Origin of the sequence: Acinetobacter sp. YH12052, assembly GCF_013419835.1 — a bacterium.
Classification (GTDB): domain Bacteria; phylum Pseudomonadota; class Gammaproteobacteria; order Pseudomonadales; family Moraxellaceae; genus Acinetobacter; species Acinetobacter amyesii.
In genome coordinates this window covers 36,031-60,164 of record NZ_VOZI01000018.1, presented here as the reverse complement: position 1 = coordinate 60,164, position 24,134 = coordinate 36,031, and the positions used below count along the sequence as shown (strand labels likewise).

The following is a 24,134-nucleotide window of genomic DNA, read 5'->3' as shown; positions in this document are numbered from 1 at the left end:
GTAAAAAACAGTCTTGATTTTGCTGAAATTTGGTAAAACTTATACTTACTTAAAAGTAAGTTTTATTTACATTTATTTATTTTTCAGAGCAGATTTTTCCACCCAAGCCCAAAGCATTTCACATTGAATCGGTGCTTCACCAGATTCATCGGTGACTAAGACCTGTACTAAGGTTTCACCTTTTTCTGTGCTTTGCATTTGTCGTTGCTGTTCGGGTGTAAGCGTTGCGATGGCTTTCATCCCACCTTGGGTTGGACGTTTAAAATCAACTTTGAAGCTTTTAATCAGGACAATGGCACTGTCTGGGACGTTCATTGCTGTGACAAAGCCTGTGGCTGTTTCTGCGATCAGCGCCATGGCACAGGCATGTACTTGCCCGATATGGTTTTGCATCGCCTTATGATTGGCGATGCTCACCTCAACACGCTCAGGGCTGACATGTTGATAACGAATTTTAGCGGTACCGACCATAGGCACGACGCGACCAAATGCTTGACTGAGCAAACGACTCTGAAGACCTTTCGGTAATTTAGATGATGCGTTTACGATTTTATGTAGGCGGTTTGGTCGTGTCATGTCGTCCTCTATGGCAAATGTAATGCCTTAGTCTTTAAAGTTATTAAATTGAAGCGGCACACCAAACTGTTGCTCTTTTAAGAACGCCATCACTTGTTGCAAAGTGTCACGTTTCTTGTCAGTCACACGAATTTTGTCGCCTTGAATAGAAGATTGCACTTTAATGCCGCTTTCTTTAATGGCTTTATTGATTTTTTTTGCAGTATCAGAGTCAAGACCGTCTTTTAGTTTGATCACTTGAATGACGTTTTTACCAGAAGCGGTCATTTTTTGTGGATCGAGTGCTTGAATGTCAACTTTACGTTTGAAGAAATGATTTTCGAGCATGGTATACACTTGCTCACATTGGAAATCGCTTTCTGTTGAGATTTTGATTTCCTTATTTTTCTCATTTAACTCAATTGAAACGTCTTGACCACGGAAGTCAAAACGCGTCGCAATTTCTTTTTGCGTGTTTTGAACTGCATGATTTACTTCAAAAACTTCTAATTCGGAAACAATATCAAAAGAAGGCATAGATTAGACCTTTACAAAGGGAAAGAATATCTGAGATGCTAGGGATGTTTTCTTCATTTGCCAAGTGTTGTTTACATCAAAAGGAGTGCGCAATGATCCGTAAACAAGAAATTACAACATTTGAGTTCCCAGAAGACTCGATTATCTGGGATGTTCGCGATGCAAGTGCTTATGCTGAAGCACATGTGAAAGGTGCGGTTAACCGACCGATCAACGCATTGTCATCAGATGCACTGACTCAGGTGTCAACGGATCAACCCATTTACATTTTATGTGGTGGCGGAAGTAAAGCTCCACGTGCAGCAGAGTTACTAGAGGGTTTTGACAGCTCACGTGAATATGTAATCTTAATGGGCGGCACGCGTGCTGCTCGTGATGCCGGTCTTCCTTTGGAACAAGGGAAATAAGATCGAATCAAAAAAAGCGCCGAAAGGTGCTTTTTTATTGCAAGTTATTTTTCTTGAGGTGGTGCTGAGGGCACCTGACCTTGAAAATAAGGCTTCTTGGTTTTTTGTTTCGCTTTGGCGCGTCGTATAAAACGTGCTGCATGAATTTTATCGAGTAGCTGTGTTGGAATAGGGCAGGCTTCTTTTAAGACTAGCGCGGCAATGATTTCACTACAGAGCGGTGCATACAGGAAACCTTTAGAACCGAGTCCACTACAGCTATAAATGTGCTGATCTTCATGGACTGCACCAATTACCGGGAAAAAGTCTTTCGTCTGTGCGCGAATCGCAGCACGTCCATGCCATTGCTCAATCGGTGCTAAGGTTTTGGCAAAGTCAGGGAACACACTGTGGATAAGTTCATAGTTATGCACATGGTCTTCGGTGAGAACGTCGGTGTCATCACGGCCGGGATAAAATGACGCGCCCATAATCATCTGTTCGGCATCCAGTTGCATACAATAGCCTCCATAACTATAGGCGGTATGCATATCCATTTGTTGAGCGGGGTTGTTCAACCAACTGACTTGTCCACGAATGGCACGCAGCTCTGGATAATCTGTTTGTAGCTGCATACTTTCACGTGCTGCACAGAGAATGACATGTTCGACAGATGGAAGCTGCTGATCCTGTGTAAATAGCGCAACGCCATTTTGTTGCTGCTCAATGCGTTGAATATCTGCTTGTAACAATTCAATGTGCGGATGTGCCAAGATTTGGTCACGAAGCTGATGTGGACTGACCGCGCCTGCTTGTTTGAGGAGCAGGGTTGGAAATACTGAAGCTAATTGATTTGGCGTGCCTTCTTCAGCAGCTAACACCTCTGAAGGATAAGCTTGAGCTAAATCAAGGTATTCTGCTTTATTTTTTAAAATAGATTGGTGAATCTGTAAGGGACGAAATGCCTTGAAGTTTTGATAATGCTTGAGCGCATATAACCAACTGAGGGTCATCAGATGCTCAGCACTTTGTTCAATTGGACAGAGTTTAGGGTTGAGTAGAGCAAGAGAATTACCCGACCCACCGCTGAGTGGTGCTGATTTCTCGTAAATACGCACTTGATGCCCGCGTTGAGCAAATGCCCAAGCACAGCTTAAACCTGCGATGCCAGCGCCAATAATTGCGATTTGACGAGGGTTATGACCTACAGTGATTTCAGAATTTTTTTTTTCGTCTAAAGTGGGAAGGTTAGCAACTTCGGATTGATCATCTGATCTTTCAGGTGCGAGCCAAAAAGCTTTGAGCATTTCACGCTTATGAGCAAAGCCACGTGGTCGTGTAATGGTAATACCATGCTCACGTAAGCCGCGTTTCAGTACACCTGCCACACTAAATGAGGCGAAGGTCGTCCCAATGTCCGATAGACGCACGATATTTTTGAGTACGTTTTCTTCCCACATGTCAGGATTACAGGCGGGTGCAAAACCGTCCAAGAACCATGCATTGACTGTAGCAGTTTTTGCCATGACAGGAAAAACGTCGTGTGCATCGCCTAACCAAAGATCAATTGAAAAACGTTCTTCTGGAAAATTGAGTCGATGACATCCCGCAATCGGTTCAGGATATTGCGCAATCAGTTGCTGTGCCAAAGGTTGTAATTCAGGCCATGCATTTAATGCACGAATGAGGTCTACTTTAGATAAAGGGAATTTTTCTACAGAAATAGCATGCAGATGACTGTGATTATCTGGACGAACCTGTTGCCATAATTGCCACAGGGCCAAAATATTTAAGCCTGTACCAAAACCTGTTTCGCCGACACAGAAATATTCAAAATCAGTCAGTGCCGCAAGGCGAGTGTCGAGGTCATTCCCTTTTAAAAACACATGACGTGTTTCGAGCAGACCGTTGTCCTTCGAAAAATACACATCACCAAACTGTTTAGACACTGGAATATCAATGCCATCGATCATTTGCCAATCGAGATCGGCAGTCTGAATTGCACCTGACAAAACTCAAGCAACCTTTAAATTGAAGTAGAAAAACGAATTACCATTGACGACGACGTTTGGTATAGACGTAACTGGCCAATAAGAAACCTAAAATCACGCCAACACCAAGTGTGGTCCCGCCATATAAAAACATCTGCGCGCTACGTTCACTTTGTAGCACTTGTACTTGTACGCCCAAGCTATCATTTTTAAGTTGTAATTCTTGGTTTTGCGCCAAGGCTTCAAGGTTAGCTTTTTCTAACTGTTGTAAACGTACAGATTGGTCTTTGACCATCGCTTTGACTTTGGCATCTTGCAGTGCTTTATTTTTTGCCAGTTGTTCAATGGTCAATGGATTTGCATCTTGAGGTTGACCATTGGGATTGACAGTTGCCGCCACTTTAATGATGCCCGGTTTATTGGCAGGAATGGTATGCGGCACAGAATTGGGAGGAGGTGTTGCAGTCGTTGCTTGAGCAGCAGGGGCTACAGCAGGTGCAGGAGCCGATTCTTCAGCCCATGCAGTTGAACAAATTAAAGATAAGCCCAGTAAACTAGAAACAACGACGCGCATGAACCTTATCCTTTAGGAAATGCTTTGTTAAATGGTTTGACATCAATTTGGCCATAAACCCCTTCTTTGAGGAAAGGTTCATCTGCCAACCATTGGTCTAGGGCTTCACGACTATCAAAATCGACAATGATCGTACTGCCATAAAAACCAGCTTGCGGGTTTGCCGGATCTTTAGGCATCGCACCTGCAACAATCAGACGACCTTCATCATCAAGTTTTTGTAGACGTTCAAGATGTTGAGGACGAACCGCAAGGCGCTTTTCCACTGTACCTTCATTATCTGTACAGCTTACGACGAATAATGGCATGACTTTTCCTGATTTTTGACCGAATGGATTATTCTGAGGTCTTAAAGTATTTACGTAATACAATAAACTGAATAATGATAAAGGAAAACATCACGATCATGTCACCAAAAGCAGTGAATTCACCCCAATATTTTCCGTCTGCAAACAAATAAGCGAAAAAGGTGTGTAAACATGACATCACCACGAACATTGCAGCCCATGCATAGTTCAATCGTTTCCAACCGACAGCGGTTAAATTTAAGACTGGACCAAATAAACGTTCGATGAGTGGTTTCTTATCTTTACTAAATAGTGGAGAAAGTAAAAACGCCCCAGCAAAAACTAAGTTCAGTAAAACGGCTTTTAAACGAATATAAAAATCATCGCTTAGCATCAGGGTAATACCACCAAAAATCACGGTCATGAACAACACAATCCATTGTTGTTTATCTAGACGGAATTTTTGCATGACAAACAATGCACCATAAACCACAAGCATGGAAATGATGAGACCTGATGTTGCCACAAGAATGTTATTGTTATCGACACCCCCAGCAGAACCAATCAATTGTAATAATGGGTGCTGCGTATCTTTTGGATCTACAGTTTTATATAAATAAAAGAAAATAATGAGTGGCACAAAGTCTAAAAGTGCTTTCATGTTAGAGTATCTAAATCTGATCAAATAAATGACATAGTATAGAGATGCAAGGCGTAGATTTACATACACACAGTAATATTTCTGATGGTACTTTGTCACCAGAGGCTTTGGTGCAGGCCGCAAGTGCTATTGGAATTCATACGCTGGCTTTGACTGATCACGATACGATGGACGGATTGTTGGCAGCAGAGCAGGTCGCGCATGAATTAAAGCTGCAATTAATCTCTGGCGTGGAGATTTCCAGCCAGTGGTCGAGACCTGCGACCAAAAAAAGTTATGGTGTGCATATCGTCGCTTTAAATATGCAAAATCCTGCGCCCTTACAAGCCTTATTAATGGATCAAAAGCGTATTCGAGCGGAACGTGCTCGGCAGATTTGTGACTTATTGATACCGTTAATTGGTCAAGATATTTATAGCGATGTGATTGCTAAAGTCGACCATATACCAGATCGGGTGACACGCACGCATATTGCCAAAACTTTGGTGGAAAAGGGGGTAGTTTCACGTCCACAACAAGCTTTTGATAAATATATTAAAGAAGGCAAAAAAGCCTTTGTAAAATTTGAAGGTCCGAGTCTTGCTGAAACCATTGAGGTGATTCATGCCAGTGGTGGCTTTGCAGTGTTGGCGCATCCGACGCGTTATGATTTATCTGCGACCAATATTCGTTATTTGATCGAAATCTTTGCAGAAGCGGGCGGCGATGCGGTGGAATTACCACCGGCAATTGAGCCATTATCGACTCGTCAAATGGTGGATCGCATGATTGCTGCCTTTAACTTAAAAGTTTCTGTTGGCAGTGATTTTCATGGCGACAATATGCCATGGATTAAACTCGGCAACATCCCTCGAGTGAAAGAAGGGCAAGTTGGAATCTGGGACAGTTTTAAGTCACATTGACATCAGGATCTTCGATAAACGGTGAAGTTCGATAATGCTGAATGTTACGGTAAAGCAGATAGAGGCAGCCCACGGCAACGCATGCCCAGAACCATGCCTTGAACAAAAACGCGATGATAAAAACACTGATGGCGATTATGCACAACAGTAGACTTGTCACGCGTTGAGGATGCCTCTTGGTCAGCAAGGCAGATTGCATGGTAGGTTGATGTTTAAAATTGCGATAAGGAATAAAATCAATGGCGCTTGAGAGTGCCAATTCGAGTTTATCAAAATGCCGTGCCTGTGAACTGATACGATAGCTCTGCCCATAACTGGTTTTCAGTTTGAGGAGATAACCGGGTTGATCTTCTTCACGAACGGCATGAATTTCCGATAAATAAGGTAAATCCAACGTAAGCCGTGTTGGAATCTGCTCAAAATAGATATTCCCCGTATAGGGCATGGCAAAGTAGTTTTTCATTTGATGAAAATCATCAAGCTGATCATGCGCATATAACTGCACGATGGTGCGCGTACGTGCCAAATAATGCACCCAAATCTGTTGCCCAATGAGGGCAGAATTCAATTGCACATGAATGTTTAAAAACAAAGTACTCGCAAAGACTTGATGGAGATCGACGCTAAACCATTTCGCCTCTTCAAGTTCATTGAGCTTTAAGAGCAATTGTTGCTGTTTGCCTTGCCACCAATGTTCACGGACCTCTCGATAATCCACAATCACAGCATCTGAACTGCGTAAGGCGTGTTCTTTTAAATCCAAAGCCAATTTGGGATCAATCAAATGCTGTTGAATCCAAAATGGAAATTTGATTCTTTGCGATTTGTCACGAAATATACTGATGACAAATAGAGCACTCATCAGGAATAAGAATTGCCAATTGCTTTGCCATGATGTGAATAATATGCCTTGCCATGCTAGGAGTAATGCGATGCTAAACAGCAACACAACGAACATGAAAATCACAGCAAGCGCTTTGCAAGGATGCAGAATCGGTTGTGGCTTATAAGTGAAAATCCGTTTTTTTATTTTCATGATTTTTCCTTATTATGGGTGTTGTATGGATCATGGATCTGAATGCGATCCGTGCATTCAGGCGAAACGCATACCAATTATAATAAATTATGATCTTTAGCTTGAATCGGTGGTGGGGTGGGTTTTCCTAAAGTTCCAAGAAGTTCAATTTCAATAGTACGCACCATCGAGTCCAATGGAAGGTCATTACTTTGTGTACCGAAGGGTTCTTCTATCTCTGAACTGAGTGCATCTAAGCCTAAAAAGGTATAGGCCAAAATCCCGACCAAAAGGGGAGTCGCTAGACCTAAAGTAGACCCCAAGCTAAAGGGTAAGACAAAACAGAAAAAATAAACGGTTCGATTCAGCAAGACCGAATAAGCAAACGGTAATGGCGTGGTGGCAATACGGTCACAGCCGGTTTGTACGGTACTGAGCTCCATCACATGCTGATTCATCTGGGTATAAATAATATCTGAAATTTCACCATCTTTAAGCGCTTGCATCAGCTCCCATTGAATCAAACTCAACGTGTACTGCGGTGCATTGGCTTGTTGGTATAACTGGGTGATGGCATTCGCGCTCATGCCGCTGGTTTCAACCAGTTCAGTGGGATTGGCAGTTTGATGGCGGAGTCGGTCACGTAAAACGTTGGCAAAGACGATTACATGTTGAATCACACGTTCACGACGGCCTTGACTGAGTAAACGGCAGTCACGGTCAAAATGGCGTGCATTGGCAATCAAAATGCCCCATAAACGCCGAGCTTCCCACCAACGGTCATAGCAGGCTGAGTTTTTAAAGCCCAAGAAAATCGACAGCACAACACCGATCAGGGTAAAGCCGACCAAAGGAAATTCGGTAAAATGGAAGATATCGACATAGGATAAGCCGCCCACAATGGCAGACAGCAACATAACGATCCCGAGCGGCGGTAAAACCTTAGGTAAAATCGTTCCTCGCCAAGAAAATAGCAGTTTAAAAATACTCGGTTGGTCACGGACGATCATGTTCGAATGATAATTTCTAGTTTTAAAAAATTATGATGATCTTCGGGTTTGCTCAAGCACTTGTCAATAACTGTTTCATGCAGATGAGTGTGCTTGGAGCAAGCCATGTTCAGCAAAGGAAAAACTCCCTTCTGTTGAGATAATGCAATGATCGATCAGTCGAATTTCCACCAGCTGACAAGCCTGCTGAATGAGTCGAGTCAATTCAAGATCGGCAGCAGAAGGTTCTGCACGACCGAAAGGATGATTATGTGCAATGACGATACTGCTGGCGTGTTCAGAAATGGCATAACGTAGCAGTTGATTGATGGAAATTTCACAGGTATTGAGGCTGCCATAAAAAAGTTTTTTAAAGTTTATTTTTCTTAAATGCGCATCTAGGCAGAGCACGCCAAAGACTTCTTGACGTTCCGCTAAAAATTCAAAGCGAAGAAAATTTTGTAATTGTTCAGAGTGTTGCAAGTGCAAGGCTTCATTTTGAAAATGTTGACTCACATAGCGTTTACCGAGTTCTTTTACCGCCATGAGCTGCGCATATTTACTGTTTCCAATGCCATGAAACTGGCGTAAATCCTCAAGTGACGCATCCATCAGCGCTTGCAACTGACCAAAGTGTTGGATCAAGACTCGTGCGAGTTCGACAGCAGAGTGCTGCTGGGAACCTGAGCGTAGGAAGATAGCCAGTAGCTCAGCATCGGATAAACTTTGTGCGCCTTGTTGAATCAGGCGCTCACGTGGGCGCTCTTGTTCAGGCCAATTTTTAATTGAATTATTCATTATTCTTAGACTTTTTTATTATCAGTCAATCGGCTTTTTCACAGCAGATTATTGGGTCAGTGCATATTTAATGCTATTGTGAGCGCCACTGCAACAGATAGGTAGCCTGTTCGTGAGCTTTGATTTAAGTGTAATGCCCACAAAAAATATTCTTTTAGGTGTCACTGGTGGTATCGCAGCCTATAAAAGTGCCATTCTTGTCCGTCGATTAAAAGATGCCGGATTTGATGTGCGCGTGGTGATGACACAAGGTGCGCAAGCCTTTGTGACCCCGCTAACGTTTCAGGCGCTTTCAGGCAACCCTGTGCATACCGAATTACTCAATCCCGAAGCAGAAGCGGGTATGGGGCATATTGAATTGGCACGTTGGGCTGATTTGGTATTGGTCGCTCCTGCAAGTTGCGACACGCTGGCAAAATTTGCGGCGGGTTTAGCAGATGATCTTCTTTCGACACTTTATCTTGCGACAAAAGCACCCGTCTGGGTTGCCCCAGCGATGAATCAGCAAATGTGGGCAGCCAAAGCGACACAACGTAATTTAAATACACTGGTTGAAGATGGCGTACATGTGATCATGCCTGATGCCGGTTCTCAAGCATGTGGAGATGTGGGCTTAGGACGCATGCCTGAGCCAGAAGATTTGGCGGATCAAGTGACGGCCTATTTTCATCAAGCACAGCGAGCTATTGCTGAAAAATTTGGCATGCTTGCAGGCAAACATGTGGCGATTACAGCCGGTCCAACACGTGAGTCGATAGATCCTGTACGTTATATTTCCAACCACAGCACAGGTAAAATGGGTTTTGCACTGGCAGCGGCTTGTTATGCGGCTGGGGCTAAAGTAACGCTGATCGCAGGCCCCGTCAGTTTAGATACACCAAATGGTGTACGACGGATTAATGTGCAGTCTGCAATTAAAATGTTAGAGACTAGTCTGCAAATGTTAGATGAAGGCTGTGATATTTTTATCGCAACAGCAGCCGTTGCGGATTATCGCGTGGCAGAAGTTGCGGAGCATAAAATCAAAAAAGCTGGTGATGAACTCAATGTGGCTTTAATTAAAAATCCAGATATCGTTGCAACGATTGCGCAGCAGTCAAAACGTCCATTTATGGTGGGATTTGCCGCTGAGACACGCAATGTCGAGGAGTATGCAGCAGGTAAACTTGTGGCAAAAAAACTCGATATGATTGCGTGCAATGATGTCTCACGGAAAGACATTGGTTTTGCTTCTGACGAAAATGCCATGACCGTGTTCTTCGCAGATCAATATCAAATGGACAAGCGTGATTTAGAGAAAGCGTCAAAACAAGAAATTGCACAGCAATTGGTGGAAGCCATACATGATGCGCTACATCATGAGCCTGAAACGGACGATGAATAATTTCAGTTGATGCCTTAAAAATCCCCGCAATGTTCGGGGATTTTTTTATGGCGCATTTAAGATGTTTTATTTCAGGATTTATATTGAATAAATCACAATAGGATCGATTTCATATTGAAAATATGAAGGCTAGGAAACCACTACCAAAATGGTCATTTTCAACAAAAATATGTCAGCAAAAGACCAAGGCTGTCAGTGTTTTAAAACAGCAAAAATGCAATTTAAGTGATTGATATCAAAATTAAATATAAAATTGAGAAATCTTGATAATTTGGCTTGTACTGTGTGTTTTATTGGCTATTATGAAGCAAACAATGAGGAATGTTTGGATCGGAATCTGTGATCGGTCTGACTTTTTCATCAAGAATAAATGCATCATGGGGGATGCAATATGTTTCGATGGCTCACCATTTTTTTACTGTTGAGTTTGGCAGGTTGTAGTTATTTTGTCTCGACAGATGAATTATCTCGGCAGATTGAGCAGCAGATGCAGCACGAGTTTGATCAGAATCCAGATTATCGGCAGTACCATTTACGGATTCAAAATATAAAAGTATTAGAACGTAAGGGATTAAGTTTTAAGGCTCAGGCGACGTTGCAATACGATGGTCAGCCTTATACTGTTTTGGTCGATATTTACAAAGATTTGCAAGGTTATGCATGGAAAATAGATGAAGAACAATTTGCCTTCATTGACGAAGCTGAAATTGCAAAATATCAGGCGCAGTTAGATCAAGAGTTGAATCATTTGGCTGAGGAATTGGAACAGCCAACCGAAGAGGTTGAACCTGTTACATCGGCGCCTGAGAGTTATGTGGGTATGCGTGAGGAAGAAGATCCATCTGATTATCAATGGACTGGCTATGATGAGCCTTTTCCCAAGGGGAACATTACGGTCAATAGTCATTGAGCAATGATGTGACTGTTTAGATGATTTAGCTGAGTTGTGACGATGTTGCCAAACACGTACTTTGTGAAGCATGACGCATAAAAAAGCCCGCAAAATAGCGGGCTTTTACTTTTAGAAGATTATTCTTCTAAAACGACTTTAGGATGATCACGTAAATAGTCTTCTGTACGTTGCATTGCATCCTTAATATTTTGGATGGCATTTTCCACATCGGCAAAGGTTTTGGCATTGCCACCACTTAAAGCCTGACGCCATTTTCGAGCACCTGGTAGATTTTGGAATAAACCTAAAATATGACGGGTAATGATAGAAAGCGGCGTACCTTCTTCCATGCGTTTCGCAATATATGGCAGCATTTGATCAATAATATCGAAACGGTTGGGTAATTCGAGATCCCAAAGCTGACCGATCTCAGCCAATAAGTACGGGTTGTGATAAGCCTCACGGCCAATCATCACGCCATCAACATGTTGTAAATGTTGCTGTGTTTCAGCAAAGGTTTTCACCCCGCCATTAATTTCGATCAATAAATTTGGACGGTCTTGTTTCAGACGATAAACATCTTCATAACGTAAAGGTGGCACATCACGGTTTTCTTTTGGCGACAAACCTTGCAGCAGGGCAATACGGGCATGCACGATAAAATTGTCACAGCCAGTCTTTGCCACGGTATCGACAAAATGTAGCATTTCTTCATAAGATTGCATGTCATCAATCCCGATGCGGTGTTTCACGGTCACTGGAATATCAACAGCATTTCGCATTTCAGCAATACATTCAGCCACCAAATCAGGCTCTGCCATCAAGCATGCGCCAATTTTATTGTTCTGAACGCGGTCACTCGGACAGCCGACATTGAGGTTCACTTCATCATAGCCCCAGTCCTGTGCCATCTTGGTACAAGTTGCTAAATCTTTAGGATTTGAACCGCCAAGCTGTAACACAATCGGGTGTTCTTCGTTGTTATAGTCCAAATGACGATTCGCACCACCAAATAAAATCGCACCTGTGGTGACCATCTCGGTGTAGAGAATCACATTAGGGTTAAACAAACGTGCAAAGAAACGATAGTCACGAGTCGTCCAATCCATCATTGGCGCAACACTGATTCGTGGTTGAAGTTTATTTTCAATGGGTTGGAGATCAGTCATTAAAAAAACACGCCTTAAAAGAACAAGATGGAAGAACGAAATGGAAAATGGTGAAGAAATACCAAAAGCTGTCTGAAATACGATGAAAAAAAACCGCATTTCAAGACGCGCGCAATATTAGCATAAATTGTGGTTTGGGGCATGGTCTTGCTAGCGTGACATATTCAAGGTCAGGCTAGAAAAAGTTGGAAGTGTGGCTTAAGTAATTTAAATTTTTATGTGATTAATCTATAATTTTATAAACTTTATTGTATGGTTTCTTAGCAGATTTGACTGCCTGCCTTTATGTCTTTATTTTCCCAATATCTATTGCAACGCCAGTTTTGTATCTCGTTTGAATATCTAACGACGCAAAAAACGCATCTGGTCCCAACGACATTTGCAGGCTTTCCTGTGTGCATGACATTGGCTGACCGAGTACAAAGTGACACGGATATTGCTCCTTTAGAAGCAATGCAAGACTACCCTCAAAGCAAAGAAAAAATTCTGCATTATTCGGGGAAAGGTCGAGATATCTCAGATTTTCAAACTTTTCTGAAAGATGCTCAGCAGCACGGGGTAGAGAATTTACTTTTGCTCAGTGGTGATAAACTCAAGCAGCATCAGGATGGGGCAAATGATCCGACTCTACGGAGCCGTTATTTAGAGTCGGTCAATCAAGTCATGGCAGCCAAAGACTATGGCGGGTTTTATTTAGGGGTAGCATTTAATCCTTTTAAATATGCAGAAGCAGAAAAGGATGCGCAGTTTTTTAAACTGAATAAAAAAATTCAAGCTGGCGCTGACTATGTGATTACACAGTTGGGCTTTGACATGGATGTGTTGAGCAGTTACCAACACTATATGCAGCAATACTATCCACATGTACCTGTATTGGCGTGTGTCATGCCGCTGACCTTTACCCGTGCCCGCTTTATGGCCAAGCAAAAAGTCGCAGGCATCGTGCTTTCAGCAGATGTATTAAATTTTTTGCAACAAGAACAGCAAACTGACGCCATACAAGCTGAACAAAATGTCTATGCCCGCTGCGCTTTACAAATATTAATGTGTCAGCATTTGGGCTATGCAGGGGTTCATTTATCGGCCTGTCATAAAGCGGAAGAACAAGAGAAGTTGCAAAAAGCAATTTTGCAATTTGCCACATTAACGTTTGAACAATGTTTAGCAAAATGGAAAATGCTTTGGCGCTCTAGTGTAGATGTGAACTTCCACCCGACGGGCGCAAATAACCATAAAGCTCCAGTTGAACAAGTTTTGAAATATAAAAGTATGCATGTCATGCATGAGTTATTTTTTAGTTCAAAACTGGCCAAAGGGGTGGGATCTTATATTTTTGCGGCCAAATTATGGCAAAAACCGAAAGCTGATGCAGCCTTGCTGAAAACAGAATTTATCAGTAAACATGGCATCGTGGGCTGTGAAAGTTGCGGACAATGTCGTTTAGGTGAAACCTTGTATATTTGCCCAGAAACCTGCCCCAAAGGATTAGCCAATGGACCCTGTGGTGGCTCCAACCTTGACCGCTGTGAGTTTGAAGACCGTGAGTGTATACACTCGGTCAAAGCGCGGTTGGCGAAAGCCGTGGGTCAAGAAAAAATGCTGAAGCAAGAGCTCATCCCTACCGTCGCAATTGAAACTCGGCACAGTAGCTCTTGGAAAAACTGGTTCGTTCCACCGAATTCGTCACCAACAGAACAATAATTAACTTAAAGCAATATTCAGTCTGAAATCTTCATAAATGTGAATCTTTCAAGCGCTAATCATTCTAAAAATCAGACGAATAGTCGTATAAAAAAATGAAAAAGATGAAAGAAACAATTAAGATCAACAGCAGATGAAAATCAAAAATTAAAAATAGAAATTTAAAGAATTTGGGGAATACCACATGATGCAAAAAACCTGCTTAGGATTAGCTTTAGTTTTCACATTGTCAGGCACAACAGGCTGTTCAGTTGTCATGGCAAGCAAGCAGTCAAACAAGAAAAATATTGAAATGATTCAACAAGGGCTATCTCGTAACTTGGTGATTGCTGAATTTGGCGCACCGATCACCTCTGAATATAAAAATGGCAAACGCTATGAAATTTATACTTTTACCCAAGGTTATTCGACTGCCAGTAAAGTCGGACGTGCGTTTTGGCATGGTGCTGCAGATGTGGCGACCGTGGGGTTATGGGAACTTTTAGGAACACCTGCCGAATCCGTTTTTAATGGAAAGAAAATGTCTTATGAATTGATTTTTGATGAAAATGATCTGTTAGAACGTTATACCTATCTCACACAAGATGAAACCAAATAGTTGAATACAGAGATATTTTGATTGCATGCTGGTAAACAATTGCGCTAAGTTCAAATGGTAGAAAAATAAACGAATTATCCATTGGAATTTAGCAGGCATGATGCTACTTGAAGAAATATTCAAAAGTAAAAAGTCGGAACATACCGACCAATTTAATTTACGCATTCATCGAGGTTTAAGTTGGCTGAAAAAGTCGATTGATCTTCAAGATGATCTCGATTTGCAATTTATCAGTTTGTGGGTGTCCTTCAACGCAATATATGCGCAAGACTTACAGATTGCTCAGGACAAGCAAAGCTTAAGGCAGTTTTTATATGTGATTTGCCAAAAGGATGCAGAGCATAAAATCTATAATATTTTATGGGAGCGTTTTAGTCAGCCGATACGGTTTTTTTTGGATAATCCCTATGTTTATCAGGGTTTTTGGGATTATCAAAATCAAAAAATTAGCCATGACGCATGCAAAGAGGGCTTGGCGCATGAAAAACAGAAAGTACTACGCGCGCTTAAAGAAAAAGATTCCGTTGATATTTTAATGGTGCTGTTCAATCGCATGTATACGCTACGCAATCAAATGGTTCATGGCGGCGCGACCTATAAAAGTTCGGTCAATCGGAAACATCTTCAAGATGGCTGCACAATACTGTCGGCACTCTTACCGGTGTTTATGGTGATTCTTTTGGAAAATGCAGAAACCTTGGATTTAGGCAAACCCTTTTATCCCGTGGTGCAGGTCAGTTAATTTGCAAAAATAAAGCCACTTATTGTGGCTTTAGAGCAATGATCCATACATTTCATTGTGGATATTTCAGTTGCCGTGCAGTATAGAGTTGATCGATTAATACGAAAAATCCAGCAGCAATTACTAAAGCAATCCCTGTCATGCAGGTGGTGGTCCAGCCACCATGATGCCATGCAAACACGCCCAAAGCTGAACCACATGCACCACCGACAAAATAAAACGTCATGTAAATTGAATTGATTCGAGAGCGTGCAATCGGGTTGAGTTGGAAGATAATATTTTGATTACAGCTATGTACCATAGCCAAACCGAGGTTGATTAAACCATAGCCCAAAATATAAAAGGCGAGGGAGCTTCCACCCAAATATAGCAGTCCCCAACTGAGGGCCAAGATGCTGCAACCGAGCCAAGTTAATTTTCGGTTGAAACCCAAATCCGCCCAACGCCCAATCCACTGTGTCGATAGGGCACCAAATACACCAACTAAAGTCACAACACCGACCCAAACATCGGCCAATTGAAAAGGTGGCTCAGTCAGTAACATGGCAATGGTGGAAAACAGCATACTCATCGCGGCAAAGACACAGCCTCCAATTAGAGAACGGAAAATTAACCGTGGCTCATGTTTGAGTAATGCGGCCATTGACTGGAAAACTTGGCTGTAGGGCATCCGTGTGATGCTGACCACGGGCAGACGTTTTTTGAGTAAGAGTGCTAATACTAACATCAAGAGCGCACTGAGGATGTAAATCGATTTCCAATGAAACAGATAGGACAATAAGCCAGAGAGACTGGTCGATAACAGAATGCCGACCAATAACCCACTCATTAAAAAGCCAACAACTGCCCCAATTTTTTCAGGTCGTATCGCAACAGTGACCAAAGGGATAAGAACCTGAGCAGCCACTGAAAATAGCCCCGTGATAATGGTTCCTGCCCAAAGCATGTATAGATTGGTCGAAAAAGCACAGAGGGCTAAACCGACAGTCGCACCAAGCATGAGTAATGGAATAAATTTGGCTTTATTCACAATATCGCCAATCGGCACAATAAACAGTAGACCCAAAGCATAAGAAATTTGCGCAAAGGTGACGGTTAGCGCAACTTCAGATTGTGGAATTTGAAAGCTCTGTTGGATAGAAGCCACTAAAGGTTGGCAATAATAATTGGCACCCGCACATAAACCACATGCAGCAGCCATAAGCCACAACAGGGTTTTATCATGGCTAATGTCGATCGAGGCTTTCATAAATTGTCCAGATATTGGGCGGAAGCGTATGCAAAGAATTTGCTGCCACGCTGTTGTGGTCACTATAAGGAAAATCAAACAGGTCTTAAAGTGTTTCTCTGTGAATTATATCCACGCACGCGTTTAGGATTTCTTACTGAGACTGATCATCAAGACACCCAGCATATTCAGACCGCAACCGACCCATTGCCATAGGTTTAAGTGTTCATTCAATAAAGCGACGGCCAGTAAAATCGTTAAAATGGGCCCGATAGATGCAATCATGGCCGATTGTGCAGCCCCAAGTCGGACGATACTTTGCATCATCAAAATGGTTGGAAGCACGGTTACCAATAGTCCTAGCGCTAAACCATACAGCCAGACTTGACTCGGGAGTTGTTGGAGCAAGGCGATAGGCTGTGGTGTTGCAAATAGAAAATGAATAATCGTCCCAACGCAGGCTATGCTCAGGGCTAGACCAGTAAAGTGTAAAGAACCAAACTTTTGCATGAGGCCTGGCGTGAGTAATAAATAAATCGCAAATAACACGGCACTGGCAAAAACCAAACTACATCCGAGCCAAAAGTACTGATCATGTGGTGTGGCACTTTGTTCTTGTAGCATCACTAAAACTGTCCCGCCATAACTTAAAATCAGGGCAAGGATGGTTTTAAAACTCAGTGGCTTTTTGAATAAAACAGCGGAAGCCAGCACGGTTAATGTGGGATATAGGAAAAGTATAATTCGTTCAAGCGAAGCACTGATATACATCAAGCCACGGAAGTCGAGCCAGCTCGAAAAGTAATAGCCGATTAATCCTGAAATGAGCAAGAGCACCCAATCTTTTCGTTGAATCGTTTGATAAGAACGTCGACTCAGCCATGCAATGACCAAGAAAAACGGCAATGCACTCATCATGCGTAAAGCCATGAGGACAGTGGCATCGACAAGAGGAGAAAGTGCATAGGCTTGCTTAATAAAAATCGCTTTGGTACTAAACAAGAAGGCAGCAATCAGCGCAAAAATTGCACCGATGAAGTGCGGACTAAGGTTTCTTGACATAAGTTAAGGTGTGCCTAATAACGACTGAACGAATTCGACAGCATTGTTCCGATAAGTTTGAACTGTCATTTTGATTATAAAAAATGCATCGTGTGAGTAAAAATGCAAAAAAAGAATAGTACTTATTCCTTTATGCATAAGGGATTGCTAGATCAAACATGAAAACAGCGGAAGAAATGACCAATTTGGTTTTAAATTTTTTCACCGCAACATGACTCTGCAGGTCAAATATATCAGGCTGAAACATTTAAGGTGAAAATTGCACATAAATGGTGCAATTATTGTTTTTGGTGATACAAAGCCAATAGCGATATCATAATGCTAAATATTCAAAAAATTATTTTTTTAGCTAAAAAAGTCAATTCTAAGACTTAAGGCGAAGCATCAGGTGGGGAGGGCAAGATCTCAATAAACCCGAAACGTGCGCAAAAATCCATCGGATATTCAAGCTGACCGATTTGACGAGACTGTGGCAGAAAAAAGTCAGTTTTCAACGTAGGTCAGCACGTCAAAACTGTCAAATGAGTCAACGAGCTGATGCAGTCTGCATGAAAGAGTGGCTTTACCTGACTTAAGTCGATTTTTCACGACACGTTCAGGTCATTCTGTGTTGAATGAAAATGTCACAATGATCAACGCACTGAAACAATCTGCATTAAAACTAGCGAAATTATTTATGTTTTTGGTCTTAAGTAATATTAAAAAGTTATAAATAGGATAAAAATGAGTAATAAATCGACAAATAAAACTGAATAAATGAAATATCGCACTATTCTTTTCATGAATCATGAGTTCAAAATATGGGTATTTATTAAATAAATATTGGGTAGTATTTTAAAAAAGTTCAATTAGAATCCAAAAATTGTACAAAAACACATCCTGAGGGGAGACATCGCGGATTGCGATGTTTACTTAAGAAAAATTAGCTTGAGGAACGCTCATGCAGATCGGAATTCCAGCCGAAACTGTTGTCGGTGAAAATCGCGTCGCTGCGACGCCTGAAACAGTAAAGAAGTTGATCAGCGCTGGTCATAGCGTCGTTATTGAACGTGGAGCAGGGGTAAACGCTGCTTACATCGATAGTGCCTATGAACAAGTTGGTGCCAAAATTACGGATGATGCCTATACTGGTAGTCAAATGATTTTGAAAGTTCGTGCGCCTAAAGGTGACGAAATTCAAAAACTCACAGCGGGTACCACCGTTGTGGGGATGTTTGACCCTTACCGCAACACCGAACTTGACCAATTTGCGTCACAAAATGTGTCTGCATTTGCATTGGAACTTTTGCCACGGACCTTATCTCGTGCGCAAAACATGGACGTACTTTCATCTCAAGCCAACCTTTCAGGTTATAAATCTGTGCTTTTGGCTGCGGCAGAATATCAACGTATGTTCCCAATGTTGATGACAGCAGCAGGTACAGTAAAACCTGCACGTGTTGTGATCATGGGCGTAGGGGTTGCAGGCTTACAAGCCATTGCAACAGCGAAACGTTTAGGTGCCGTAGTTGAAGCAACTGACTTACGTCCTACAGCACGTGACCAAGTTGAATCTTTGGGTGGTAAATGGTTAGACGTACCAATGTCACCAGAAGAGCAACAAAAAGCAGCCGATGCTGCGAAAAATGGTTATGGCTGGATGCCGGGTGAAGACTACATTCGTGATCAAGCGATTATTGTTGATAAAGCCGTATCGAATGCTGACATCGTGATTACGACTGCATTATTGCCGGGTCGTGATGCACCACGTTTAATCAAAGCAGAAACCGTTGCCAAAATGAAACCGGGCTCAATCATTCTAGATATGGCGGTTGAAACTGGCGGTAACGTTGAAGGTTCTGTTTGCGGCGAAAATGTTGTGACTGCAAATGGCGTGAAAATTCTCGGTATTCCAAATATTCCTTCAACAGTTTCGACTGAAGCGTCGGCACTGTATGCACGTAACGTTTTGAATTTCATTGAAACCCTGTTTGATAGCGAAAAGAACTTCGCAATTAACTCTGAAGAAGAAATTCAAAAAGCACTACTTGTCACTCATGGCGGCCAAGTGCTGCTAAAACGTGGTTAAGGAGAATCATCATGGTTGAAACGATTACTATTTTTGTCTTGGCAATCTTTGTTGGTTACTACGTGGTTTGGGGGGTAACACCTGCGCTACACACACCATTAATGGCTGTAACTAATGCTTTGTCATCGATCATTATCGTTGGTGCGATGATTCAAACCGTTGGTATCCCAGGTATTGTGGATGCAAGCGTACAGTTCCAAAGCATTAACGTAGTGAGTATTTTAGGTGCGATTGCCGTTTTCCTAGCAAGTATCAACATTTTTGGTGGCTTTGCGGTGACTGCACGTATGCTTGAAATGTTCAAACCTAAGCAAAAGAAAAAAGAGGGTTAATCCATGGAATTCATTAAAGAATATGCGGATTGGTTCTACCTGATTGGTGCCGTTCTTTTTATCTTAACGTTGCGTGGTTTGTCTGGTCCAAAAACTGCGATTCAAGGTAACCGTTATGGCATGATCGCAATGGCAATTGCTGTAATCACCACATTCTTTGTCGCAGATCATCCAGTGATTTGGATGATTGTGGGTGCAATGGTGTTGGGTGCGGTCGTTGGTATTGCACGTGCAAAAACAGTTCCGATGACGCAAATGCCTGAAACTGTGGCACTGATGCACTCATTGGTCGGTTTGGCTGCGGTACTGATTGCGATCGCTGCGATTCTACATAACAACCAATTGACTGCGGCATTCGCGGAGAATGAAGCGGTATTAACAGCAGCGGGTGTAGAACATGCCCACATGAGCAAAGTTCATTTATTTGAATTGTTTGTAGGCTGTTTCGTTGGTGCGATTACATTCACAGCGTCGGTATTTGCTTACGGTAAATTGGCTGCGAAGAAATGGGCAAAAACCATTTCAGGTGGATGGGTAAAACCTGTTCAAGCTTTAATTTTCCTTGCGATGTTGGCGTGTGGTATCTACTTCTTCACTACAGGCAACATGAATGCTTTCTGGGCAATGACTGTTCTTGCACTTGCATTTGGTTGGGTATGGATTGCGCCAGTAGGCGGTGGTGATATGCCAGTGGTGGTATCGCTACTGAACTCGTTCTCAGGTTGGGCAGCAGCAGGGATTGGTTTCACGCTTGAAAACAACATGCTGATTGTTGCAGGTTCACTGGTTGGTTCATCGGGTGCGATTCTGTCTTACATCATGTGTAAAGCCATGAACCGTTCAATCATCAACGTTTTGTTTGGTGGTGCAATGGGTGGTACCGCAGTAGCTGCAGCGGATAATGGTGAAAAAGCACAGCGTAATCACCGTTCAGGCTCTGCAGACGATGCTGGCTTCTTGATGTCAAATGCGGATAGCGTGGTGATCGTACCGGGTTATGGTATGGCGCAAGGTCGTGCACAAAATGCCGTGAAAGAATTGTGTGAAATCTTAAAAGAACAAGGTGTAAAAGTTCGTTTTGCGATTCACCCAGTGGCAGGTCGTATGCCGGGTCACATGAACGTACTTTTAGCTGAAGCTGACGTTGCATATGAAGACATTCTTGAAATGGACGAGATCAACTCAGACTTCCCAGCAACAGATGTAGTACTGGTGATTGGTGCGAATGACGTTGTGAACCCAGCGGCAAAAGACGATCCAAGTTCTCCAATTTACGGCATGCCAATCCTTGAAGCACATAAAGCACGTACCATTATGGTGATCAAACGCTCTATGGCTACAGGTTACGCAGGTCTAGATAATGACTTGTTCTATAACGATAAAACGATGATGATCTTCGGTGATGCGAAGAAAGTTGTGGAAGATATGACAAAAGCCATTAATGGCGGTGGTCATTAATCCATATTGCCAAAGTCCCGCTGTGATAAAGCGGGATTGAGGAAGATTTAAACCACCTTCGGGTGGTTTTTTGTTTTCTTCGCTTTTATTTTCTTGGCTTTTGATTAATGAATGCTTCACACTAAAAGTGCACAAATATTTAGCGCATCAGGTGCTTGAATCAAATTGATGCGTGTTTTGAAACCAAGGTACAGATCGATGAGCTGTTTTGTTCCATTAAATTCGATCTCAGTGATTCAAAATATTGTCGCGAACTGGTTTTGTGACGCAATGCATTGAAAAATAATTAATTGTCTGAAATTTGGTATTCTTTTTGCACAGCATGGTTATTCTTGGGGGAATAATCATGAAAAAAACATACTTGATGGCACTGTTTCTGAGTGTCCTGACATCGACTGCATGGGCAGTTGACCCGCAAATCGCCAGTAATATTCAAGACATTCGTATTTCGCTCGACAGTATTTGGGTGGTACTGGGCGGTATCTTGGTGTTCTTTATGCAAGCCGGATTTGCCATGATCGAAAGTGGTTCAGTTCGCAGTAAAAATACCGTGAATGTACTCATGAAAAACTACATGGATGCCTGCTTGGGTGGTCTGGTGTTTTGGTTGGTGGGTTTTGGTCTGATGTTTGGGGTCAATACCACGGGCTGGTTTGGCTTCAGTCATTTTGCACCCGATCAACTGGATGATTGGCACTGGAACCTTCTATTTTTCCAAATGATGTTTGCTGCAACGGCAACCACCATTGCCAGTGGTGCAATGGCAGAGCGGATTCATTTTGTCGCTTATGTGGTGAGTGCGGCCGTTGTCTCAGGTCTGATTTATCCTGTCTTTGGTAGTTGGGCATGGGGCAGTTTATTTGGCGGAGACGGTTGGTTAAAAGCACTCGGATTTATCGACTTTGCAGGTTCGACCGTGGTGCATTCAATGGGCGGCTGGGTTGCCTTGGCTGGCATCATTGTATTGGGACCACGTTTGGGTCGATTTGGACGCAATGGGCAAAGCCATTATTTACCAGGGCATAACTTACCTTTGGTAGCATTAGGCGGTTTTATTTTATGGTTAGCATGGTTTGGTTTTAATGCAGGCTCGACCATTAATGCCAATGTCAGCGTAGGACGTATTGCTTTAAATACGCATCTTGCGGCGTGTGCTGCCGTGGTTGCATATATGTTGCTCTGTCTCATCCGATCTAAAGCCATTTTGATCCGCAGTACGATCAATGCCTCACTGGGTGGCTTGGTTGCCATTACGGCAGGCTGTGCAACGATGTCTCCACTGTATGCGGTCATCACCGGTTTATGTGCAGGTGTGATGGTGACCTTCCTACCAATGCTCATGGAAAAAATGAAACTGGATGATGTGGTTGATGCGGTGACCGTGCATGGATTCTGTGGCGCATGGGGAACATTGGCTGCAGGGATCTTCCTTGAAAATAATATGTTTAATGGCGATGTCATCGCGATACAAGGGCTTGGAGTGATTGCAGCCTTTTTATGGGGCTTTGGCGTTGCGTTCATTGTATTTAAGGTCTTAGATAAATTGTTGGGTGGCTTACGGGTGAGTAAGCAACATGAACAACGTGGTTTGGACTATACCGAGCATGCTGAATTGTCTTATCCCGAGTTTCAAAAAGATGTGACTTTTGAAACGGATGATATGACCAAACGTCATTAACAGGAGTAATGCAATGAGCACCGAACTGTTGAATTTGGCACAACGCCGCGAAGCTTTAGAAAAAGGCTTACAACAATTTATTCATGGGACTTTACTCGACAGTGCACTACGGCACTGGGAGCAGCAGTACAGCATGAAACCGTCATTTGTCTTAAATCGCTTCTTAAATGATATCTGTACCACAGAAGAGCTACGCTTTTATCGTAAAGATATGCTGAAGCAAGTCTTGTATGAGTTATCTACCTTAGAAAAGCAGGAACTGTTAAGGGTTGAAAAACCGCAGGAGCAGGAGCAAGAAGACGAGCTCATTGCAGAGACCATTAGCGAGGCCTTTTTAGGCTTTATCGAGTCAGTCATGCTGACGGTGAAATCTACAGATCAGGCTGATTTCACCCAAGATGTGATTGAGCAATTAGAAGAAATCGGGCTGGCAATTGCAGCAAATGCACAAATTAATACGGCGAGTTTTGTCGAGTTTTTGCCTTTGACCAGTTATGCCAAAGTTTTAACGAGCATTTATGAAGTGTATTGTGACTTTTATGGCCCGATGCGTGCAGACCAAGTTTATGCACAAACCAAGCTGAAAATTAAAGCCAATTATCCTGAGGTGGATTTACACCAACTGCTTTAGTGTCGGGGGTAAAACACCATGAAGCTGATTGTCCGTGTATAAAGTGAAGGGATAAAAAAAGCGACCTAATTAGGTCGCTTTTTTCTGGAAGCTTAAGCTACAGTTTCTGGAGCTGTACGCCATAAGCTTTCTAAATCATAGAATTTACGTGCTGTAGGTAACATCACATGTACCACTACAAAACCGAGATCAATCAGGATCCATTCAGCATCACGTTCGCCTTCAACACCGATAGGGCGGAATCCAGCTTTACGTGCTTCTTCTGCCACGTTGTCTGCAAGAGACTTAATGTGACGAGTTGAAGTACCGCTCGCAATAACAATCGCATCTGCTACGTTGCTGATAGTGCTGATATCAAGTTCAATAATATCTTTGGCTTTTACATCTTCAAGTGCTTCACGTACAACAGCTAAGCAAGCTTGTACGTCTTTGATTTGCGTTGATTTTGCGAGATCGAGAGAATTAGAAGCGCTGGGCGATGGTTCTAAATTCATAG

Annotated in this window: 25 protein-coding genes; 12 read left to right on the top strand and 13 right to left on the bottom strand. The window is 42.6% G+C overall.

The window, feature by feature from the left end; all coding sequences use genetic code 11:
* Positions 1–72: 72 nt before the first annotated feature.
* The gene (locus FTU06_RS13575) at positions 73–576 is read right to left on the bottom strand and encodes a DUF4442 domain-containing protein (RefSeq protein ID WP_180024582.1); all 504 of its coding nucleotides are present in this window, start codon (positions 574–576) and stop codon (positions 73–75) included.
* Positions 577–603: 27 nt separating this feature from the next.
* On the bottom strand, positions 604–1,092 hold the full coding sequence (locus FTU06_RS13570) for a YajQ family cyclic di-GMP-binding protein (RefSeq protein WP_078194203.1): 489 nt from the start codon (positions 1,090–1,092) through the stop codon (positions 604–606).
* 92 nt (positions 1,093–1,184) lie between these two features.
* Here FTU06_RS13570 and FTU06_RS13565 point away from each other — a divergent pair, with 92 nt between their 5' ends.
* Positions 1,185–1,499: a rhodanese-like domain-containing protein gene (locus FTU06_RS13565; protein ID WP_078194202.1), complete on the top strand. Its 315-nt coding sequence runs from the start codon at positions 1,185–1,187 to the stop codon at positions 1,497–1,499.
* 44 nt (positions 1,500–1,543) lie between these two features.
* On the opposite strand, the gene mnmC is transcribed toward FTU06_RS13565, so the two are convergent.
* Genes mnmC through FTU06_RS13545 form a run of 4 tightly spaced genes read right to left on the bottom strand, consistent with a single transcriptional unit; the run spans position 1,544 to position 4,991 of the window.
* Positions 1,544–3,490 carry an FAD-dependent 5-carboxymethylaminomethyl-2-thiouridine(34) oxidoreductase MnmC gene (gene mnmC / locus FTU06_RS13560; RefSeq protein WP_180147164.1) on the bottom strand — a complete coding sequence of 649 codons (1,947 nt, stop codon included), beginning with the start codon at positions 3,488–3,490 and terminating at the stop codon, positions 1,544–1,546.
* Between the two features lie 37 nt (positions 3,491–3,527).
* Positions 3,528–4,043 carry a hypothetical protein gene (locus FTU06_RS13555; RefSeq protein ID WP_180051222.1) on the bottom strand — a complete coding sequence of 172 codons (516 nt, stop codon included), beginning with the start codon at positions 4,041–4,043 and terminating at the stop codon, positions 3,528–3,530.
* 5 nt (positions 4,044–4,048) lie between these two features.
* Positions 4,049–4,351 carry a YciI family protein gene (locus FTU06_RS13550; RefSeq protein ID WP_078191312.1) on the bottom strand — a complete coding sequence of 101 codons (303 nt, stop codon included), beginning with the start codon at positions 4,349–4,351 and terminating at the stop codon, positions 4,049–4,051.
* A gap of 28 nt (positions 4,352–4,379) precedes the next feature.
* Positions 4,380–4,991 carry an inner membrane-spanning protein YciB gene (locus tag FTU06_RS13545; RefSeq protein ID WP_078191311.1) on the bottom strand — a complete coding sequence of 204 codons (612 nt, stop codon included), beginning with the start codon at positions 4,989–4,991 and terminating at the stop codon, positions 4,380–4,382.
* Between the two features lie 44 nt (positions 4,992–5,035).
* Between FTU06_RS13545 and FTU06_RS13540 the strand changes: the two genes are divergently transcribed.
* A complete protein-coding gene (locus FTU06_RS13540) occupies positions 5,036–5,893 on the top strand; it encodes a PHP domain-containing protein (protein ID WP_180147162.1) in 858 nt (285 codons plus the stop codon).
* Here the strand turns inward: FTU06_RS13540 and FTU06_RS13535 are convergent.
* The 3 genes from FTU06_RS13535 to radC all read right to left on the bottom strand — a co-directional run bounded on the left by FTU06_RS13535 (position 5,880) and on the right by radC (position 8,695).
* A complete protein-coding gene (locus tag FTU06_RS13535; protein ID WP_111885438.1) occupies positions 5,880–6,929 on the bottom strand; it encodes a hypothetical protein in 1,050 nt (349 codons plus the stop codon). The genes FTU06_RS13540 and FTU06_RS13535 overlap by 14 nt on opposite strands.
* A gap of 77 nt (positions 6,930–7,006) precedes the next feature.
* A complete protein-coding gene (locus FTU06_RS13530; protein WP_078191309.1) occupies positions 7,007–7,918 on the bottom strand; it encodes a bestrophin family protein in 912 nt (303 codons plus the stop codon).
* A 75-nt stretch (positions 7,919–7,993) separates the two neighbouring features.
* Complete coding sequence (gene radC, locus FTU06_RS13525) at positions 7,994–8,695, bottom strand: DNA repair protein RadC (RefSeq protein WP_180022585.1); 702 nt, start codon at positions 8,693–8,695, stop codon at positions 7,994–7,996.
* Between the two features lie 112 nt (positions 8,696–8,807).
* Between radC and coaBC the strand changes: the two genes are divergently transcribed.
* Together coaBC and FTU06_RS13515 are read left to right on the top strand one after the other, a co-directional pair.
* Positions 8,808–10,079 (top strand): bifunctional phosphopantothenoylcysteine decarboxylase/phosphopantothenate--cysteine ligase CoaBC, encoded by a 1,272-nt coding sequence (gene coaBC, locus FTU06_RS13520; RefSeq protein WP_180147160.1) that lies wholly within the window; start codon positions 8,808–8,810, stop codon positions 10,077–10,079.
* A 391-nt stretch (positions 10,080–10,470) separates the two neighbouring features.
* Positions 10,471–10,989: an Asp-tRNA(Asn)/Glu-tRNA(Gln) amidotransferase subunit GatC gene (locus FTU06_RS13515; protein ID WP_180147158.1), complete on the top strand. Its 519-nt coding sequence runs from the start codon at positions 10,471–10,473 to the stop codon at positions 10,987–10,989.
* A 119-nt stretch (positions 10,990–11,108) separates the two neighbouring features.
* Here the strand turns inward: FTU06_RS13515 and dusA are convergent, their stop codons facing one another.
* Entirely contained in the window at positions 11,109–12,140 is a 1,032-nt protein-coding gene (dusA, locus tag FTU06_RS13510; protein ID WP_180147156.1) for a tRNA dihydrouridine(20/20a) synthase DusA, read from the bottom strand.
* Positions 12,141–12,425: 285 nt separating this feature from the next.
* Between dusA and FTU06_RS13505 the strand changes: the two genes are divergently transcribed.
* The 3 genes from FTU06_RS13505 (at position 12,426) to FTU06_RS13495 (ending at position 15,181) form a co-directional block, all read left to right on the top strand.
* A complete protein-coding gene (locus FTU06_RS13505; RefSeq protein ID WP_180089761.1) occupies positions 12,426–13,841 on the top strand; it encodes a methylenetetrahydrofolate reductase C-terminal domain-containing protein in 1,416 nt (471 codons plus the stop codon).
* Between the two features lie 187 nt (positions 13,842–14,028).
* Positions 14,029–14,439 carry a hypothetical protein gene (locus FTU06_RS13500; protein ID WP_180089780.1) on the top strand — a complete coding sequence of 137 codons (411 nt, stop codon included), beginning with the start codon at positions 14,029–14,031 and terminating at the stop codon, positions 14,437–14,439.
* Between the two features lie 97 nt (positions 14,440–14,536).
* Positions 14,537–15,181, top strand: a complete 645-nt coding sequence (locus FTU06_RS13495; RefSeq protein ID WP_180089759.1) for a HEPN domain-containing protein — start codon at positions 14,537–14,539, stop codon at positions 15,179–15,181.
* A gap of 52 nt (positions 15,182–15,233) precedes the next feature.
* Here FTU06_RS13495 and FTU06_RS13490 read toward each other — a convergent pair whose 3' ends face one another.
* Together FTU06_RS13490 and FTU06_RS13485 are read right to left on the bottom strand one after the other, a co-directional pair.
* Positions 15,234–16,430: an MFS transporter gene (locus FTU06_RS13490; RefSeq protein WP_180147154.1), complete on the bottom strand. Its 1,197-nt coding sequence runs from the start codon at positions 16,428–16,430 to the stop codon at positions 15,234–15,236.
* Between the two features lie 123 nt (positions 16,431–16,553).
* The gene (locus FTU06_RS13485) at positions 16,554–17,471 is read right to left on the bottom strand and encodes a DMT family transporter (RefSeq protein ID WP_180056111.1); all 918 of its coding nucleotides are present in this window, start codon (positions 17,469–17,471) and stop codon (positions 16,554–16,556) included.
* 940 nt (positions 17,472–18,411) lie between these two features.
* Between FTU06_RS13485 and FTU06_RS13480 the strand changes: the two genes are divergently transcribed.
* The 5 genes from FTU06_RS13480 to FTU06_RS13460 all read left to right on the top strand — a co-directional run bounded on the left by FTU06_RS13480 (position 18,412) and on the right by FTU06_RS13460 (position 23,638).
* On the top strand, positions 18,412–19,539 hold the full coding sequence (locus FTU06_RS13480; RefSeq protein WP_180147152.1) for a Re/Si-specific NAD(P)(+) transhydrogenase subunit alpha: 1,128 nt from the start codon (positions 18,412–18,414) through the stop codon (positions 19,537–19,539).
* An 11-nt stretch (positions 19,540–19,550) separates the two neighbouring features.
* The gene (locus FTU06_RS13475; protein WP_078191287.1) at positions 19,551–19,871 is read left to right on the top strand and encodes a proton-translocating transhydrogenase family protein; all 321 of its coding nucleotides are present in this window, start codon (positions 19,551–19,553) and stop codon (positions 19,869–19,871) included.
* Positions 19,872–19,874: 3 nt separating this feature from the next.
* Positions 19,875–21,329 carry an NAD(P)(+) transhydrogenase (Re/Si-specific) subunit beta gene (locus FTU06_RS13470; RefSeq protein WP_078191286.1) on the top strand — a complete coding sequence of 485 codons (1,455 nt, stop codon included), beginning with the start codon at positions 19,875–19,877 and terminating at the stop codon, positions 21,327–21,329.
* Between the two features lie 346 nt (positions 21,330–21,675).
* Positions 21,676–23,007 (top strand): ammonium transporter, encoded by a 1,332-nt coding sequence (locus FTU06_RS13465; RefSeq protein WP_180026761.1) that lies wholly within the window; start codon positions 21,676–21,678, stop codon positions 23,005–23,007.
* Positions 23,008–23,020: 13 nt separating this feature from the next.
* Positions 23,021–23,638, top strand: coding sequence for a hypothetical protein (locus FTU06_RS13460; RefSeq protein ID WP_180114436.1), 618 nt, complete (start codon positions 23,021–23,023; stop codon positions 23,636–23,638).
* Positions 23,639–23,730: 92 nt separating this feature from the next.
* On the opposite strand, the gene rsfS is transcribed toward FTU06_RS13460, so the two are convergent.
* Complete coding sequence (gene rsfS, locus FTU06_RS13455) at positions 23,731–24,132, bottom strand: ribosome silencing factor (RefSeq protein WP_078191283.1); 402 nt, start codon at positions 24,130–24,132, stop codon at positions 23,731–23,733.
* Positions 24,133–24,134: the final 2 nt, after the last annotated feature.